A 13,940-nucleotide genomic window follows, 5' to 3' on the forward strand; every position below is an offset into this window, starting at 1 on the left:
TGTATAGCGAAAAGGAGGACTACGATGGAAGTAATACAATGGCTTAAAAATTATCGGGATAGAGAAGCCGCCTTGGCATGGAACGGAACCTTTACGGAATATCTGTTAAAGATCGTTGAGAACCCCAAGCTTGCCATGCACGCCCATGCACGGATCTATGAGATGATTCGTAAAGCAGGGATTAAAGAAGAAAATGATCATAAGAATTATGCATTCTTTAATAAAGAACTCTTTGGCATGGAGAAAACCTTGGAGCGTCTGGTAGAAGAGTATTTTCATTCGGCAGCGAAACGACTGGATGTCAGAAAACGGATTCTTCTGCTCATGGGTCCTGTCAGTGGGGGCAAGTCCACCATTGTAACCTTGCTGAAAAAGGGCCTGGAGGACTATACCAGGACGGAGGAGGGCGCCGTTTACGCTATTGATGGCTGCCCCATGCATGAGGATCCTCTCCATTTGCTTCCGCAAGTCCTGCGGGAAGAATTCGAACAGCAATACGGAATTCGTATCGAAGGCAATCTTTGTCCGGTCTGCCGGCTGAGAGTGGAAGAAGAGTTCCAGGGCCGTGTAGAGGATGTGCCGATCAAGCGGATCATTTTCTCCGAAGAACAGCGGGTAGGCATCGGAACCTTCACACCCTCTGATCCTAAGTCCCAGGACATCGCAGATTTGACGGGAAGCATCGATTTCTCCACCATCACCGAATACGGCTCAGAATCGGATCCCCGAGCCTATCGTTTCGACGGTGAATTGAATAAGGCCAATAGAGGTCTTATGGAGTTTCAGGAGATGCTGAAAAGTGATGAAAAATTTCTCTGGAACCTGCTCAGCCTGTCTCAGGAAGGGAATTTTAAAGCAGGGCGGTTTGCCTTGATTTCCGCTGACGAGCTGATTATCGCCCATACCAATGAAAACGAATATAAATCCTTTGTGGCCAATAAAAAGAACGAGGCGCTCCAATCCCGGATCATCGTGATTCCAGTTCCCTATAACCTGAAAATCAGTTCTGAGGTTAAAATCTATGAAAAGTTGATCCAGCAAAGCGATCTTAAGGGGATTCATTTGGCTCCTCACAGCCTCTGGACGGCTTCGGTCTTCAGCATCATCTCCCGGCTGAAGCCCTCCAAAAAGCAAGGTATGGATCTGGTCAAGAAAATGCGTCTCTACGATGGGGAAGATGTGGAAGGGTTTAATCAGAAGGATATTAAAGATATTATGACTGAGGGTGAAGAGCAGGGTGAAGGGATGAGCGGCGTTGATCCCCGCTACGTTATTAATCGTATCTCAACAGCTCTCATCCGCGATCACAAATCCTGCATCAATGCCTTGGATATTTTACGAGCACTTAAGGATGGCCTTTCCCAACATACTTCCATCACCAAAGAGGAAAGAGAAAACCTGGTCAATCTCATCGCGGTCGCCCGCAAGGAATATGATGAAGTAGCCAAAAAAGAAGTCCAAAAAGCCTTTGTTTACGCCTATGAAGAATCGGCTAAATCCTTACTCAATAACTACCTGGATAACGTAGAAGCCTATTGTAACTCCAGCAAGCTTTACGACCCCATTACGGGAGAGGAGCTAGAGCCGGACGAGCAGCTCATGCGCAGTATCGAAGAGCAGATTGGGGTATCGGAGAACGCCAAGAAGGCTTTTCGGGAAGAAATACTGATCCGCATTTCCATCTATGCCCGCAAAAACAAGGCTTTTCAATACACTTCTCATGAGCGGTTAAGAGAGGCTATTGAGAAGAAGTTATTTGCCGATCTTAAAGATGTGATTAAGGTGACGACTTCAGTATCCCATCCGGACCAGGAGCAATTGCGCCGCATTAATGAAGTGACGGATCGCCTGATTCAGCTTCATGGGTACTGCCCCATTTGTGCCAATGAAATCGTCAAATATGTCGGCTCCCTCCTCAATCGTTAAGGAGGATGAACCATGAGTGATGATATTATTGTCAGCCGGGAGGATTGGGGCTTACATCGCAAAGGCTATCTGGATCAAAACCGGCACAAAGAGAAAGTTCAGGAAGCGATCAAAAAGCAGCTTGGGGATTTAATCGTTGATGAAAGCATCATCCTCAGTGATGGCAAAAAGGCTACCAAAATTCCCATGCGCTCCTTAGAAGAATTTCGCTTTCGTTTTGATTACAACAAGAAAAAGCACACAGGCCAAGGAAGCAAAAGAATGCAGGATGGCGATATCCTGGCTCGGGAAAGCCAGCGCAAACAAGGGGCCGGTAAAGGTCCGGGTGCCGGAGATGAGCCGGGAGTCGATATTTATGAGGCTGAAGTCACCTATGAGGATCTGGCTACACTTCTTTTTGAGGAATTGCAGCTTCCTAATTTGGATGATAAAAAACGCCCCTTGATTGCTCACGATAAACCGGAATTTAAAGATATTCGCAAAAAAGGCCTGATGGCCAATATTGATAAAAAACGCACTCTTATCGAAAGCATCAAAAGGCAGGCCTTGGCCGGCAAGGATCAAGACCTCAAAATACTTCCTGAGGATTTGCGCTTTAAGACCTGGGAAACTCATCCTAACTATGAAACCAATGCCGTTATCCTGGCTATGATGGATACCTCAGGGTCCATGGGTCAGTTTGAAAAATATATATCACGAACCTTCTTTTTCTGGATGGTGCGTTTCTTAAGGGAAAAGTATGAAAATGTGGAAATGCGCTTTTTGGCCCATCACACTGAAGCGAAAGAAGTCACAGAAGAGGAGTTTTTTACCCGGGGAGAAAGCGGTGGAACTCGTTGTTCCTCCGTCTATCAACTGGCTTTAGAAATCATCCGGCGGGATTATCCTCCTGCCCACTATAATATTTATCCGGTTCATTTTACTGATGGCGATAATATTGGCTCAGACAACACCCGGTCCTTGAATCTGATGCAAAAGCTTGTGGACGTGAGTCAGGTAGTTGGCTATGGGGAGATTCTCAGAACCCACTACTCCAGCACCCTCATGTCCTCTCTAAAGCGTATTACGGATCCCAAGCTCCGCTTTGTCACGATTCGCGATCGCCAAGAGGTTTATGAAGCGCTGAAAACGGTATTTTCTTAGCCGTGCTGGCACTGGCAGAGGATGAAAAAAGTCAGGAGAGGTGTCTATGGACTATGAGGTGACAGAACTTAGCTATTATGCTCAAGAAATTGCCAAGGTGGCCAGAGGCCTGGGGCTTGACTTTTATCCAGTGCATTTTGAGGTCTGCCCGGCTGAAGCGATTTATTCTTTCGGGGCTTATGGGATGCCGGTGCGTTTCACACATTGGAGCTTTGGCAAGGCTTTCTATCGTATGAAAATGCAGTATGATTTGAATCTCACCCGAATCTACGAACTCGTCATCAACTCGAACCCATCTTATGCGTTTCTGTTGGAAGGGAATCGCTTAATCCAGAACAAGCTGGTCATAGGCCATGTCTATGCTCATGTGGATTTTTTTAAGCATAACCGCTATTTCCGACGAACCCCTCAGGACATGGTGCTGCGCATGGAAGCTCATGCCCGGCGCATGCGGGACTACGAACTGGAGCATGGCCGGGATAAGGTGGAAAAAACCTTAGATGCGGTATTAGCCATCCAAGAGCATGTGGATTTCAGAGCCCATTTAGGGCCTCAAAAAAGCTCTGCCGAAAACTCCAACAAAAAAGGCGGAGCGCAAAAGAAAATTTCCGTCCACCTAACTGAATATGCAGATCTTTGGGATAGAGAAACTGATGATGAAGCTGAGGAAAGATTACCGGAAGAAGACCTGCTGCTTTATTTGATGACTCACTCTTCAAGCCTGGAAGATTGGCAGCGGGATATATTGAGTATGATCCGTGAAGAATCCCTATACTTTTATCCCCAGATCGAAACAAAAATCATCAATGAAGGGTGGGCCACCTTTTGGCATTCACGAATTATGAGAGAACTGGACCTCACTGACGCCGAGGCGGTGGATTTTGCGGTAATGCACAGTCAAGTCGTACAGCCTGCAAAGCTGCAGCTCAATCCCTATTACTTAGGCGTTAAGATATGGGACCATCTTGCTGAGCATTATGACTGGGAAACTTTGTTTGAAATACGGGAGATGGAGAATGACATTTCCTTTGTGCGCAATTATCTCAATCAAGAATTGGTTGAGGAACTCAACCTCTTTAATTATCGTAAGGTAGGTGCCCACTGGCAAGTCATGGATACCGCCTGGGAGAAGGTGCGCGATAACCTGGTTAAGCAGCTGGTCCATGGCGGCCATCCCCGTATTCTAGTCATGGATGGGGATTACGAGGGAAAAGGCGGGCTCTATCTTGTTCATGGTCATGAGGGACTGGATTTGGACATTGTTTATCTGGAAAGAACTTTGCAGCTGCTGCAGACATTGTGGGGTAAAGGTGTTTATCTGGAAACTGTGGTGGATGGCAAAAAGATTCTTTTCGAATGCACGAGCAGCGGTATTTCCCGGAAGAGCATGGCAAAAGTTCAGGATAGGCAGAAGGAGGAAAGGGACTGAAACTGTTCATGTCGGTTGTATCTGCAGCAGAAGGATAAAAGGTCTTGGCTCGGGTCGCGTAGCTTTACGCACAACGCGTACTCCATAGCTCCGGCGCTGGTCAACTCGCTTTCTTAACAGCTACGCCAAACCTCAGGGTAATACCTGATGTGAACCGTGGCTCCGCTATGTTAAGAAAGCCTCGTTCACCTGACCGCCCCTCCGCTAAATCCGTCCGCTTTTGTACGTAAAGCTACTGCTTGCGGGCCCCCTTTGGGCCGCCGACCCTGCCGCCCCCAGCGGCGTCGGTAAAGACGGAAAAAACAGCTTGGGTCGCGACTCATCTCGCAAAGCCTGCATGCAAACACCTGCAAAGCGGCCCAAGGATTTTGCTTTACGGAAGAGAGCGAATTTAAGCGAGCGGAAACAAAACTTCGCGAAAAGCCCGCAGCGGAGAAAGGTTGGAAACAGGACGTTTCCAACCGGCTATGAGGCAGGAGCCGATTTAGCCGGGAACCTTTCGGAGCGGAGGGATTTGAGCGGTAGTTTTGTCCGCACAGCTTATGGAGCGACCGCTGTAAAGCAAAATCCTGGAGAAATTCCCCAGGACTTTTGCGCAAAACAGCTTCAGAGGCATGACCCTAAAGAAAGCTCTACCTACGGAGAAAGGAGGACCCCTCTTGTTAGAACAATTGCTGACCACACTGGGAGAGTTCGTCGTCGAATTGATCTCCAGCCTGGGCTACTTTGGCGTCTTTCTGGCCATGGCCATCGAAAGTGCCTGTATCCCTCTCCCCAGTGAAATCATTCTCCCCTTTACGGGATATATGGTCTACATAGGTCATTTTGACTTTTGGACGGCTACTTTAGCGGCAACCTTAGGCAATCTTTTTGGCGGTCTCGTCGCCTATTATGTGGGTGTCCGGGGAGGCCGGCCTTTTATTCAGCGTTATGGACATTATTTTTTTATCAAGGAAAAGGAATTGCAGTGGACTGAGCGTTTATTCAGCCGGCATGGGGAAATTACCGTCTTAGTGGGACGTCTGCTGCCCGTGATACGAACCTTCATATCCCTGCCCGCCGGTATAGCAAAAATGAGTGCCGTGAAAATGGCCATCTATACAGTACTGGGGGCACTGCCCTGGTGTATGTTCTTAATCATCGTCGGAGAAAAGCTGGGCGCTAACTGGAACTCACTTAAGCCATTATTCCACCGCCTGGATCTAGTGATTGGTGTGCTCATCCTGGCAGGCATAGGTTATTTCTTTTTTAAGCGCAAGGGCCGCAAAAGGCGGTAAAAAGGTTCTATTCTTTGCGGCAAAACGGGCATACTCCAAAAAATCTGAGCCAATGCTCCTCGATTTGATACCCGCTGTCTTGCTCAAGCTTCCCGGCGATGTTGGAGATGGGGCATTCCCCTATCCATTCTTCAGTACGACCGCATTGGGAACAGATCAGCTGGTGTGAATGATGGTGATGAGATGCCAAGCTTTCCAGACGATATTTTTCGCCGCCGGCACTGAATTCTTCAGATCTCAGTAGACCTAAGCTTTTGAGCAAACTAAGCACACGATAGATGGAGGCGACACCAATAGGAACATTTTCCTGCTGAAGAAGGTTATGAATATCGTAAGCACCTAAAAATTCAGAATGGCTGGTTAAGATGCGGATAACTTTTTTACGTGGGTCAGTAAGGCGATAGCCCTTTTCTTGAATGAGTTGGATGATCTCATTGTAGTCCATTTGTGTTCACCCTTTCTCAGAGGTCTTTACACGGCCAAAACTGCGGCCTAGGCTGACTCGTTTGGGCGAACAGAGAAAGCTCAGTAAAAAGATTACGGCTGCTGTCAGAGCGATACTGGCGCCGGAAGCCACATTTAAATAATAAGAGAGATAAAGGCCGAGGATGGCGCTGATTAATCCAAAAAATACAGAGAGCAGAACTAATTTCTTCAGGGAATGAGTCCACTGAAAAGCCGACGCGGCAGGTATAGTCAGCAGTGCGGTGACAAGAATAATGCCAACGGTTTGAGAGGCCACCACTACGGTCACAGCGATCATGGCCAGCATGGCATAATGCAGGCGTGCACGGGGCAACCCTGTCACTTCGGCCATTTCCGGATCAAAGGCATAATAAACGAACTCTTTGTAGAATACCGCAAGAATGGCAAGAATCACACATGTTGAACCAACAATGATCATCAAGTCCAAAGAACCGATGGATAATACCGAACCGAAAAGATAGCCGGTCAAATTGCTTGAATAGAATTTTAAGGAGCTGATTAATGCTACCCCTAAAGCCATGGAAGTGGAAAAGAGAATGCCAATGGCTGTGTCCAGGCTGACTTTGGCTTTCTCATGAAGCGCACCAATAAATAAGGCAAGACCTATGGTATAGATATTGCCGGCGATGTATAAATTCCAGCCCAGGAGATAGCCGATAGCTAACCCCGCTAAAGAACCATGTGCTAAACCTTCGCCGATAAAGGCCAGACGTCTTAAGATCACAAAGGTTCCTACGACTGCCGTAAGCACTGCCACAGCAATGGTGCCGATGAGGGCCCGCTGCATAAAAGCATATTGCAAAGGCTCAATAAGTAGATGCATATGGAATATTCCCTCCCAGCTGATTTCCCATGAAAGTGCGCTCCAGAATATGCGGGACCAAAACCTCCTGAGGAGGACCAAAAGCGATAACCGTTTGATTGAGGCAAATTATCAAATCAAAATGATGATACTCCAAGGCCGCTAAATCATGGGTAGTGGTAAGGATAGTTATGCCATCGCCGTGGAGGTCCTCAATCAGGCGAAAAATGCTTTGCTGAGAAGGGATATCCAACCCTGTGGCCGGCTCGTCCAATAGCAACAGACGGGATTCCGTGGCCAGGGCCCGGGCGATCAGGACTCTTTGCTGCTGGCCTCCGGAAAGCTGGCCAATCGGGCGATCCTTCAGATTCAACATATTAACTTTGCTTAGGGCTTGCTCCACCAGATGATGATCCTCGGCTCGGGGACGATTAAACCAACCTAACCGTCCGGTCCGGCCTAACAGAACCACTTCATAGACCGAAATCGGAAAATCTTTATCCATGGTTTTCAACTGTGGGACATAGCCTAACTGCATTTTGCGCCGCCATTCCCGAGTCGGCGGCTGTCCAAAAACCTTAACGCTTCCTTTAGTGGCCTGATTCAGGCCGACAATGCTTTTAATCAAGGTGGACTTTCCAGAGCCATTAGGGCCGATGATGCCGACGCAGGACCCGCTGGCAATGCGCAGATTGATATCCCACAAAATATCCCGTTGGGGAAGTGAATAGGAAAAGGAATCAAACTCAACGGCCAACATTGTAAAACCTTCTTCCTGATGTAGGGTGGCTTAGGCTGATGTGGAATGACTAAGGTGAAATTACTTAAGCGCTGTGACAATGGCTGTGGTGTTGTGCTTCATGATCCCGATATAGCTGTCGGTTTCCGGCGTAACGCCAAGAGTATCATTATACAGATCTTCCACGACCTTAATCCCGGTTTCTTGGGCCAGTTGCAGAACAAGCTTGGTATTGAAACCCACTTCACCAAAGATAGCCTTGACCTGATGCTCTTTAATCAATTCGATGAGCTGAGCATAATCCTTTGCCGAAGGTTCAGACTCATCTCCGTGAACCACCGGCCGCAGGACAGTGAGTCCGTACCGCTCTGTATAATAGACCCAGGCATCATGGTAGACGATCAAATCCCGGTTCTCCTGGGGAATCGTAAGAATTTGTTCCTGTATCCACTGATCTAATGCTTCCAGTTCCCGCAGGTAGTTTTCGGCATTGGTTTTAAAAATCTCCTGATCCTGGGGATAGGTCTCAATCAAGGCATCACGAATAGATTTTACATAATGTTGGGCATTTTTTACATCCAGCCAAAGGTGAGGGTTTCCCTGGGAATGGTCATGGCCATCACCTTCTCTATGGACTTCAGCTTCGTCGTGAGCACTCTCTTCCTCATGGTCACTATCATGGTCATCAATGCCCAGTATCTCTAATCCATCGGCCAGAATCACCGTGCGCAGATCCTTATTCTGAGAATTAGTGATGAGCTTTTCTAAATAAGTTTCCTGGCCGACCCCGTTGGCGAAGAAGAGCTTGGCCCCGGTCACCTGGCGTACCGCCTCGGGCGTAGGTTCGTAAGTATGGGGATCGCTCCCGGTCGGAACCAAACTGATCACCTGGATGCTCTCTCCACCTACATTTTTAATCAGATCGGCCAGAGGGGAAATGCTGGTAATGACGACCTTCTGATTCATGGTGCTGACAGGTTTTTCAGCAGAGCATCCTGTTGCCAAGAAGACAAGGGAAGCTATCAGGAATAGTTTTAGCCAATGGGAATGTTTAACGAACGAACGCATAGGTTCCTCCTTATTGATATAATATTTCAATAAGAAAGTGTACTTGAAAATACAGGGGATGTCAAATTATCCTTTAAAGAAAATGTAGAAGTGGTAAATGAGGCGAAAAATGGTTATAATCAGGAAGGAAGTGATTTTTTTAGGAGGATGCACAGTGAGTGAACACGATTTAAATGACAAAAAACCGGTGGTAACTATTGAAATGGAAAGCGGCAACACCATTAAAATTGAGCTGTACCCTGATGTTGCACCGGAAACAGTGAAGAATTTTGTCTCCTTAGTGGAAAAAGGCTTTTATGACGGAATCATCTTCCATCGGGTTATTCCCGGCTTTATGATTCAGGGAGGAGATCCTCAGGGCACTGGTATGGGTGGCTGCGGTTATAGCATTAATGGGGAATTTACTGCCAATGGCTTTCCCAATAATCTAAAACATGAGCGTGGAGTTATTTCTATGGCGCGTACAGCCAATCCCAATTCAGCCGGGTCCCAATTTTTCCTTATGCACGCTGACTCACCTCACTTAGATGGTCAATATGCTTCCTTTGGTCGGATCATTGAGGGCATTGAGGAAGTGGATCGCATTGCCAATGTCAAGCGGGACTATCGGGATAAACCTGTAGAAGACCAGCAAATGAAGAAAGTTACGGTGGAATTTATTTAAAGAGAACTACATAAGCATGACATGGAAAAGGAGAGGGAATACCCCCTCTTTTTCCTTCTGTAAAATGTTCTTGCCGCGGCGATGCAGACATCCTGAGGAGTAGGAGGAGAAAAAGATGTGGCTCTCATCAGAATTTAATCGGATGGCAGAAAAAACCTTCAAGGCCTATGAGCCTGATGATGCCTTTTTTTCCACGTTGCTTTACGGACCTGAGGGGGTCGGGAAATCAACCCTTCTTGTGAAGTGCTGCCAACGGCTAAAGGAGAAGAAAACTATCCTTTATATAGATGCCCAGGACTTTGTCAAGAATTATGCTTTTGCGGCACAAGAAGGAACCCTGTCGCAATTTCGCCTGCGGCTTCGTACCCCTGGGGTATTGATCATGGATCATATAGAAGTGTTAAAAGGAAAGACCCGCAGCATTGAAGAATTCTATCATACTTATGAAGCTCTTTTTCAAAGGAATGGCCGTATCATCTGTGGTTTCCGCGGGGACCCCTCCCAGTTGGGGTTTCTTGGTGAGAAACTCAGCTCACGTTTGCGGGGAGGCCTGGTTGTTCCTATTTTGCAGCCCACTCCGGAGGATATGCTGAACTACCTGCGGCAGATGGCTTATGGTAAATTCTTGATTGTAGAGGATTTGGTTTTAGAATTAATGGCTGAGGAGGCCGCTAATTTTCCAAAAGCTCAAAGCCTTATGAATGGCTTCATCCAATTTGCCAATCGGACGGACAGTGCCCTCGACCATGGCGCTTTATTGCTTTATCTCCAGGAACGCAGATACCAAGAGGGACTCCGCCCTTCTCCACAAAATATTATTCAGAAAGTGGCCGAGCTGACCGGGGTTGCCGCGGCAGCTATTTATAGCACCACTCGAACGCCGGAGGTTCGGCAAGCCCGACAGTTAGCAATTTACGGGATACGCAGCCTTAGCCGGCTTTCTTATCCGGAAATCGGCGCTTCCTTGAATAAATCCCATAGCAGCATCATGAAATCTTATCAGCAGTTTCAGCAAGCTGTCCAAAAGAACCCTGAGCTAAGGGAAATGCTTGAGTCATTAGTGAAGTACTTTAATTCCCCGGACGATGAAAACACAGAAAGATGAGGAGGAAGAACGATGACCAATACCGTCAGGAAGATCGCTGTTCTCACCAGCGGGGGGGATGCGCCGGGAATGAATGCGGCCATTCGGGCAGTGGTTCGTAAGGGAATTTATCATGGACTTGAGGTTTTTGGGATTCGCAAGGGGTATGAAGGCCTGATTCATGGGGAGTTCATAACCATGCATCTGGGAGCAGTAGCGGATATCATTCATAGGGGCGGTACCATGCTCATGACCGCGCGTTCCCAGGAGATGCTCACCCCGGAGGGACAAAAAAACGCCGCGGCTCAATTGCGTTATCGCGGCATCGATGCGCTGATTGTGATCGGGGGAGACGGTTCTTTTCGGGGAGCACAGACCTTGTCTGCTCAAGGAATAGCCATCGTCGGTATACCGGGTACCATTGATAACGATATTACCGGCACGGATTTAACCATCGGATTTGATACAGCTGTCAATAATGTGGTTCAAGCAGTCAGCAAAATCCGGGATACGGCAACATCCCATGATCGAACCTTTTTAGTAGAAGTCATGGGACGGGATTGCGGCAACATCGCCTTGCAATCCGGCGTAGCCTGCGGTGCAGAATCCATCCTTGTGCCGGAAATCGAACCGGATCTGGATGATATTGTCGCGAAATTGGAACGCGGCCACCAGCGGGGCAAACATCACAGTATCATTATGGTGGCAGAAGGGGCTATGAGTGCTTGGAATCTGGGGGAAGAACTCCGTCAGAGAACCGGCTTTGAAACCCGGGTCACCATCTTAGGCCATATCCAAAGGGGCGGCAATCCAAGTGCCCTCGATGTGGTCCTGGCCTCGCAAATGGGCGGAAAAGCAGTGGAGATACTCTGCGCCGGGGAAACCGATCGGATGACAGCCTGTGTCAACCAGGAAATCCAATCCCTGCCTTTGGAGGTGGCTTATGGTGAGCGCAAACCCTTCAACAAAGTTCTCTATGATCTGGCCAATCAATTGGCTATCTGAGCAAAAGAAATCAGCGGTCTATAGAGGAAATCAGGAAGCGCAGGTAGAATTCTTGCCTTTGAGGTGATCAACGTGGAACAAGTATTTGCATTGGATATAGGAACACGTTTGGTAATGGGGCTCATTATGGAAAAAGCTCCCGGTGGTTATCATATTATAGCCAGGGCCCAAACAGAGCATCGTCAGCGGGCCATGTACGACGGGCAGATTCATGACATAGAAGAAGTCGCTCAAGCGGTGCAACGGGTCAAGGAGGAGCTTGAAGAGAAGATTAAGGGCAAATTGCACTATGTTTCGGTGGCGGCGGCCGGCCGGGCTTTGAAGACGGCTGTGGCCACTGCCCAGAAGTCTGAACTCATCCCCATGATTTGGGAACGAGAAGATATTTTTGCTTTGGAGATGGAAGCTGTTCAACAAGCATTGCGGGAGATCCAAGCCGAAGATGAGATCATCCCCTACCATTGTGTTGGCTACAGCACCATTGAATCCCTCCTGGAAGGTCAAAATCTCTCCAGTCTCAGCGGGCAAAGAGGGAAAGAGGCTCAGGTTAAGGTGATCGCCACTTTCTTGCCGCGAACGGTGATCGATGGCTTAACCCGGGTGATTTCCAAAGTAGGGCTGGAAATGCGGGAGCTGACCTTGGAGCCTATTGCGGCAGGAAGAGCAGCTATACCGCCGGATATGCGGCGTATGAACCTGGCCCTGGTGGATGTGGGAGCGGGAACTTCAGATATAGCCTTAACCAAGTCCGGTTCCTTTTTTGCCTATGGCATGGTGCCCATGGCTGGGGATGAGATTACGGAGAGAATTTGCCAGCATTTTTTAGTGGACTTTCAAACGGGGGAAAAAATCAAGCGCAGTTTAAACACCAAGACCAAAGTGACCTTTACGGATTTTCTGGGTATGAAAACGACGGTCAATAAGGAAGAGGTTCTGGAGCAGATCCAACCGGTCGTCCTTGAACTGGCTCAAAAGCTGGCGGATGAAATTCTGCGCCTGAACCAAGGAAATCCTCACGCCATTATTCTGATCGGGGGGGGAAGTCAGACACCATTATTGGCAGAAGTTTTATCCGATCTTCTTGAATTGCCCAGAAACAGGGTAGGGATTCAGGTTCGCGAGCGAATCCAAGGGGTATCGGGTGAAAAATCCCTCAAAGGGCCGGATGCCATTACCCCTATAGGGATTGGCATTTCCACGATAGAAGGGGAAGGGCTGCAGTATTTTTCCGTTCATGTCAATGATCTCACTGTGCAGATCTTTGAGTTGCAATTAGCCACAGTATCCGATGCTTTGCTGGCGGCTGGAATTACGCCGAGGCTCCTTGTAGGCAGGCCGGGGTCAGCTTTAACTGTTGAGCTGAATGGAGACATTAAAGTCAGCAAGGGGCAATTCAGTAAACCTGCTCAGTTTTTCCTGAACGGGGAAGAAGTGAAATTAGACCATGAATTAAAACCAGGCGATAAAATTCAATTCAGACCGGCACAGGATGGGGAGAATGCCCAAGCAACCTTTGCCGACTTGGTTCCAGCCATTCCAGAAAAGAAGATCAAAGTGAATGGTGAATCCGTGGTGTTTACCGCCCAAATCTTCTGCAACGGTCGTCCTGTGACAAGAGACGGGGATGTTCCGGATGGGGCGAAGATCACTGTGTTCCAAAATCAGACCCTTAAGGATTTGCTGCATTTTTTAAATGATAAACAGTATAGTTTATCTGAGATTCGGTATAAAATAAACGGAGAAGAAAAGGTTATCCCTATTCATAAAGAATTTTACATTAATCAGCAAAAAGTTGCTCTTGAGCGCATGCTCAAGGATGGAGATGATCTTGTTATCCTGGTCAAAGAAGTCTATATCAAGGATTTGCAGCTCAAACCCACTCCCATGGTGTTTTACGTTAATGGGCAAGAGGTTGAATATCCTCCGCAAATTTTCCGTATACTCTCTCGGGGCCGGGTTCTCTCAGATCAGGAAAAAGTAGTAGATGGTATGGAACTCAGCGTTGAGGGGTATGATACCATGCCTTTGCTTTCAGAATTACTGCCCTATGTTAATATTCCTCAGGATGTTCCTGCTAACGCCCGCCTATCTCTAAAAAGAAATAATCAAGAAGCCGAGTTTACTACTCCTCTTATACCGGGGGATCGGATCGAGATTCATTGGGAACAAGTTGCAAGTGCCCTATAAACAATAAAAAAGCGCAAAAAAAACCCCCTCATCTTTCTGATGGGGGAAGGGGCTATTGCCCGGGTGGAAAAGGGTAGAGGAGTGTTTGAACTTAGTATAACTAACTGCCAGGCTATTGTCAGTAAAAAAA

12 protein-coding genes are annotated in these 13,940 nt (G+C 47.7%); 8 read left to right on the plus strand and 4 right to left on the minus strand.

Going from position 1 to position 13,940, the window contains the following annotated elements; genetic code table 11:
* Positions 1-24 precede the first annotated feature (24 nt).
* The 4 genes from DESLBE_RS01665 to DESLBE_RS01685 all read left to right on the plus strand — a co-directional run bounded on the left by DESLBE_RS01665 (position 25) and on the right by DESLBE_RS01685 (position 5,775).
* Entirely contained in the window at positions 25-1,926 is a 1,902-nt protein-coding gene (locus DESLBE_RS01665) for a PrkA family serine protein kinase (RefSeq protein ID WP_005812023.1), read from the plus strand.
* A 12-nt stretch (positions 1,927-1,938) separates the two neighbouring features.
* The gene (gene yhbH / locus DESLBE_RS01670) at positions 1,939-3,069 is read left to right on the plus strand and encodes a sporulation protein YhbH (protein ID WP_005812024.1); all 1,131 of its coding nucleotides are present in this window, start codon (positions 1,939-1,941) and stop codon (positions 3,067-3,069) included.
* 46 nt (positions 3,070-3,115) lie between these two features.
* Complete coding sequence (locus DESLBE_RS01675; protein WP_026183812.1) at positions 3,116-4,498, plus strand: SpoVR family protein; 1,383 nt, start codon at positions 3,116-3,118, stop codon at positions 4,496-4,498.
* A gap of 659 nt (positions 4,499-5,157) precedes the next feature.
* Positions 5,158-5,775 (plus strand): DedA family protein, encoded by a 618-nt coding sequence (locus DESLBE_RS01685; RefSeq protein ID WP_015944329.1) that lies wholly within the window; start codon positions 5,158-5,160, stop codon positions 5,773-5,775.
* A gap of 7 nt (positions 5,776-5,782) precedes the next feature.
* Here DESLBE_RS01685 and DESLBE_RS01690 read toward each other — a convergent pair whose 3' ends face one another.
* The 4 genes from DESLBE_RS01690 to DESLBE_RS01705 are packed head-to-tail and all read right to left on the minus strand — an operon-like array spanning position 5,783 to position 8,870.
* Positions 5,783-6,220 carry a Fur family transcriptional regulator gene (locus DESLBE_RS01690; RefSeq protein ID WP_005812030.1) on the minus strand — a complete coding sequence of 146 codons (438 nt, stop codon included), beginning with the start codon at positions 6,218-6,220 and terminating at the stop codon, positions 5,783-5,785.
* A gap of 6 nt (positions 6,221-6,226) precedes the next feature.
* On the minus strand, positions 6,227-7,084 hold the full coding sequence (locus DESLBE_RS01695; protein WP_018211538.1) for a metal ABC transporter permease: 858 nt from the start codon (positions 7,082-7,084) through the stop codon (positions 6,227-6,229).
* On the minus strand, positions 7,068-7,823 hold the full coding sequence (locus DESLBE_RS01700) for an ABC transporter ATP-binding protein (protein WP_005812032.1): 756 nt from the start codon (positions 7,821-7,823) through the stop codon (positions 7,068-7,070). The genes DESLBE_RS01695 and DESLBE_RS01700 overlap by 17 nt, the downstream gene beginning before the upstream one ends.
* Positions 7,824-7,883: 60 nt before the next feature.
* Positions 7,884-8,870, minus strand: a complete 987-nt coding sequence (locus tag DESLBE_RS01705) for a metal ABC transporter substrate-binding protein (RefSeq protein ID WP_005812034.1) — start codon at positions 8,868-8,870, stop codon at positions 7,884-7,886.
* 154 nt (positions 8,871-9,024) lie between these two features.
* On the opposite strand from DESLBE_RS01705, the gene DESLBE_RS01710 reads away from it, so the two are divergent.
* The 4 genes from DESLBE_RS01710 to DESLBE_RS01725 all read left to right on the plus strand — a co-directional run bounded on the left by DESLBE_RS01710 (position 9,025) and on the right by DESLBE_RS01725 (position 13,810).
* Positions 9,025-9,534 carry a peptidylprolyl isomerase gene (locus tag DESLBE_RS01710; RefSeq protein WP_026198805.1) on the plus strand — a complete coding sequence of 170 codons (510 nt, stop codon included), beginning with the start codon at positions 9,025-9,027 and terminating at the stop codon, positions 9,532-9,534.
* A gap of 115 nt (positions 9,535-9,649) precedes the next feature.
* On the plus strand, positions 9,650-10,639 hold the full coding sequence (locus DESLBE_RS01715) for a DnaA/Hda family protein (protein WP_144674931.1): 990 nt from the start codon (positions 9,650-9,652) through the stop codon (positions 10,637-10,639).
* A 12-nt stretch (positions 10,640-10,651) separates the two neighbouring features.
* Positions 10,652-11,623 carry a 6-phosphofructokinase gene (gene pfkA, locus DESLBE_RS01720; protein ID WP_015944325.1) on the plus strand — a complete coding sequence of 324 codons (972 nt, stop codon included), beginning with the start codon at positions 10,652-10,654 and terminating at the stop codon, positions 11,621-11,623.
* Between the two features lie 72 nt (positions 11,624-11,695).
* Positions 11,696-13,810, plus strand: coding sequence for a cell division FtsA domain-containing protein (locus DESLBE_RS01725; RefSeq protein WP_144674932.1), 2,115 nt, complete (start codon positions 11,696-11,698; stop codon positions 13,808-13,810).
* The last annotated feature ends 130 nt before the right edge of the window (positions 13,811-13,940 follow it).

Origin of the sequence: Desulfitobacterium sp. LBE, from assembly GCF_007830365.1 — a bacterium.
Lineage (GTDB): Bacteria > Bacillota > Desulfitobacteriia > Desulfitobacteriales > Desulfitobacteriaceae > Desulfitobacterium > Desulfitobacterium hafniense.

Bases quoted from the DNA above. Each gene is read 5' to 3' on its own strand.
- DESLBE_RS01665 (WP_005812023.1), top strand. From the start codon at position 25: ATGGAAGTAATACAATGGCTTAAAAATTATCGGGATAGAGAAGCCGCC.
- yhbH (WP_005812024.1), top strand. From the start codon at position 1,939: ATGAGTGATGATATTATTGTCAGCCGGGAGGATTGGGGCTTACATCGC.
- DESLBE_RS01675 (WP_026183812.1), top strand. From the start codon at position 3,116: ATGGACTATGAGGTGACAGAACTTAGCTATTATGCTCAAGAAATTGCC.
- DESLBE_RS01690 (WP_005812030.1), bottom strand. From the start codon at position 6,220: ATGGACTACAATGAGATCATCCAACTCATTCAAGAAAAGGGCTATCGC.
- DESLBE_RS01695 (WP_018211538.1), bottom strand. From the start codon at position 7,084: ATGCATCTACTTATTGAGCCTTTGCAATATGCTTTTATGCAGCGGGCC.
- DESLBE_RS01700 (WP_005812032.1), bottom strand. From the start codon at position 7,823: ATGTTGGCCGTTGAGTTTGATTCCTTTTCCTATTCACTTCCCCAACGG.
- DESLBE_RS01705 (WP_005812034.1), bottom strand. From the start codon at position 8,870: ATGCGTTCGTTCGTTAAACATTCCCATTGGCTAAAACTATTCCTGATA.
- DESLBE_RS01715 (WP_144674931.1), top strand. From the start codon at position 9,650: ATGTGGCTCTCATCAGAATTTAATCGGATGGCAGAAAAAACCTTCAAG.
- pfkA (WP_015944325.1), top strand. From the start codon at position 10,652: ATGACCAATACCGTCAGGAAGATCGCTGTTCTCACCAGCGGGGGGGAT.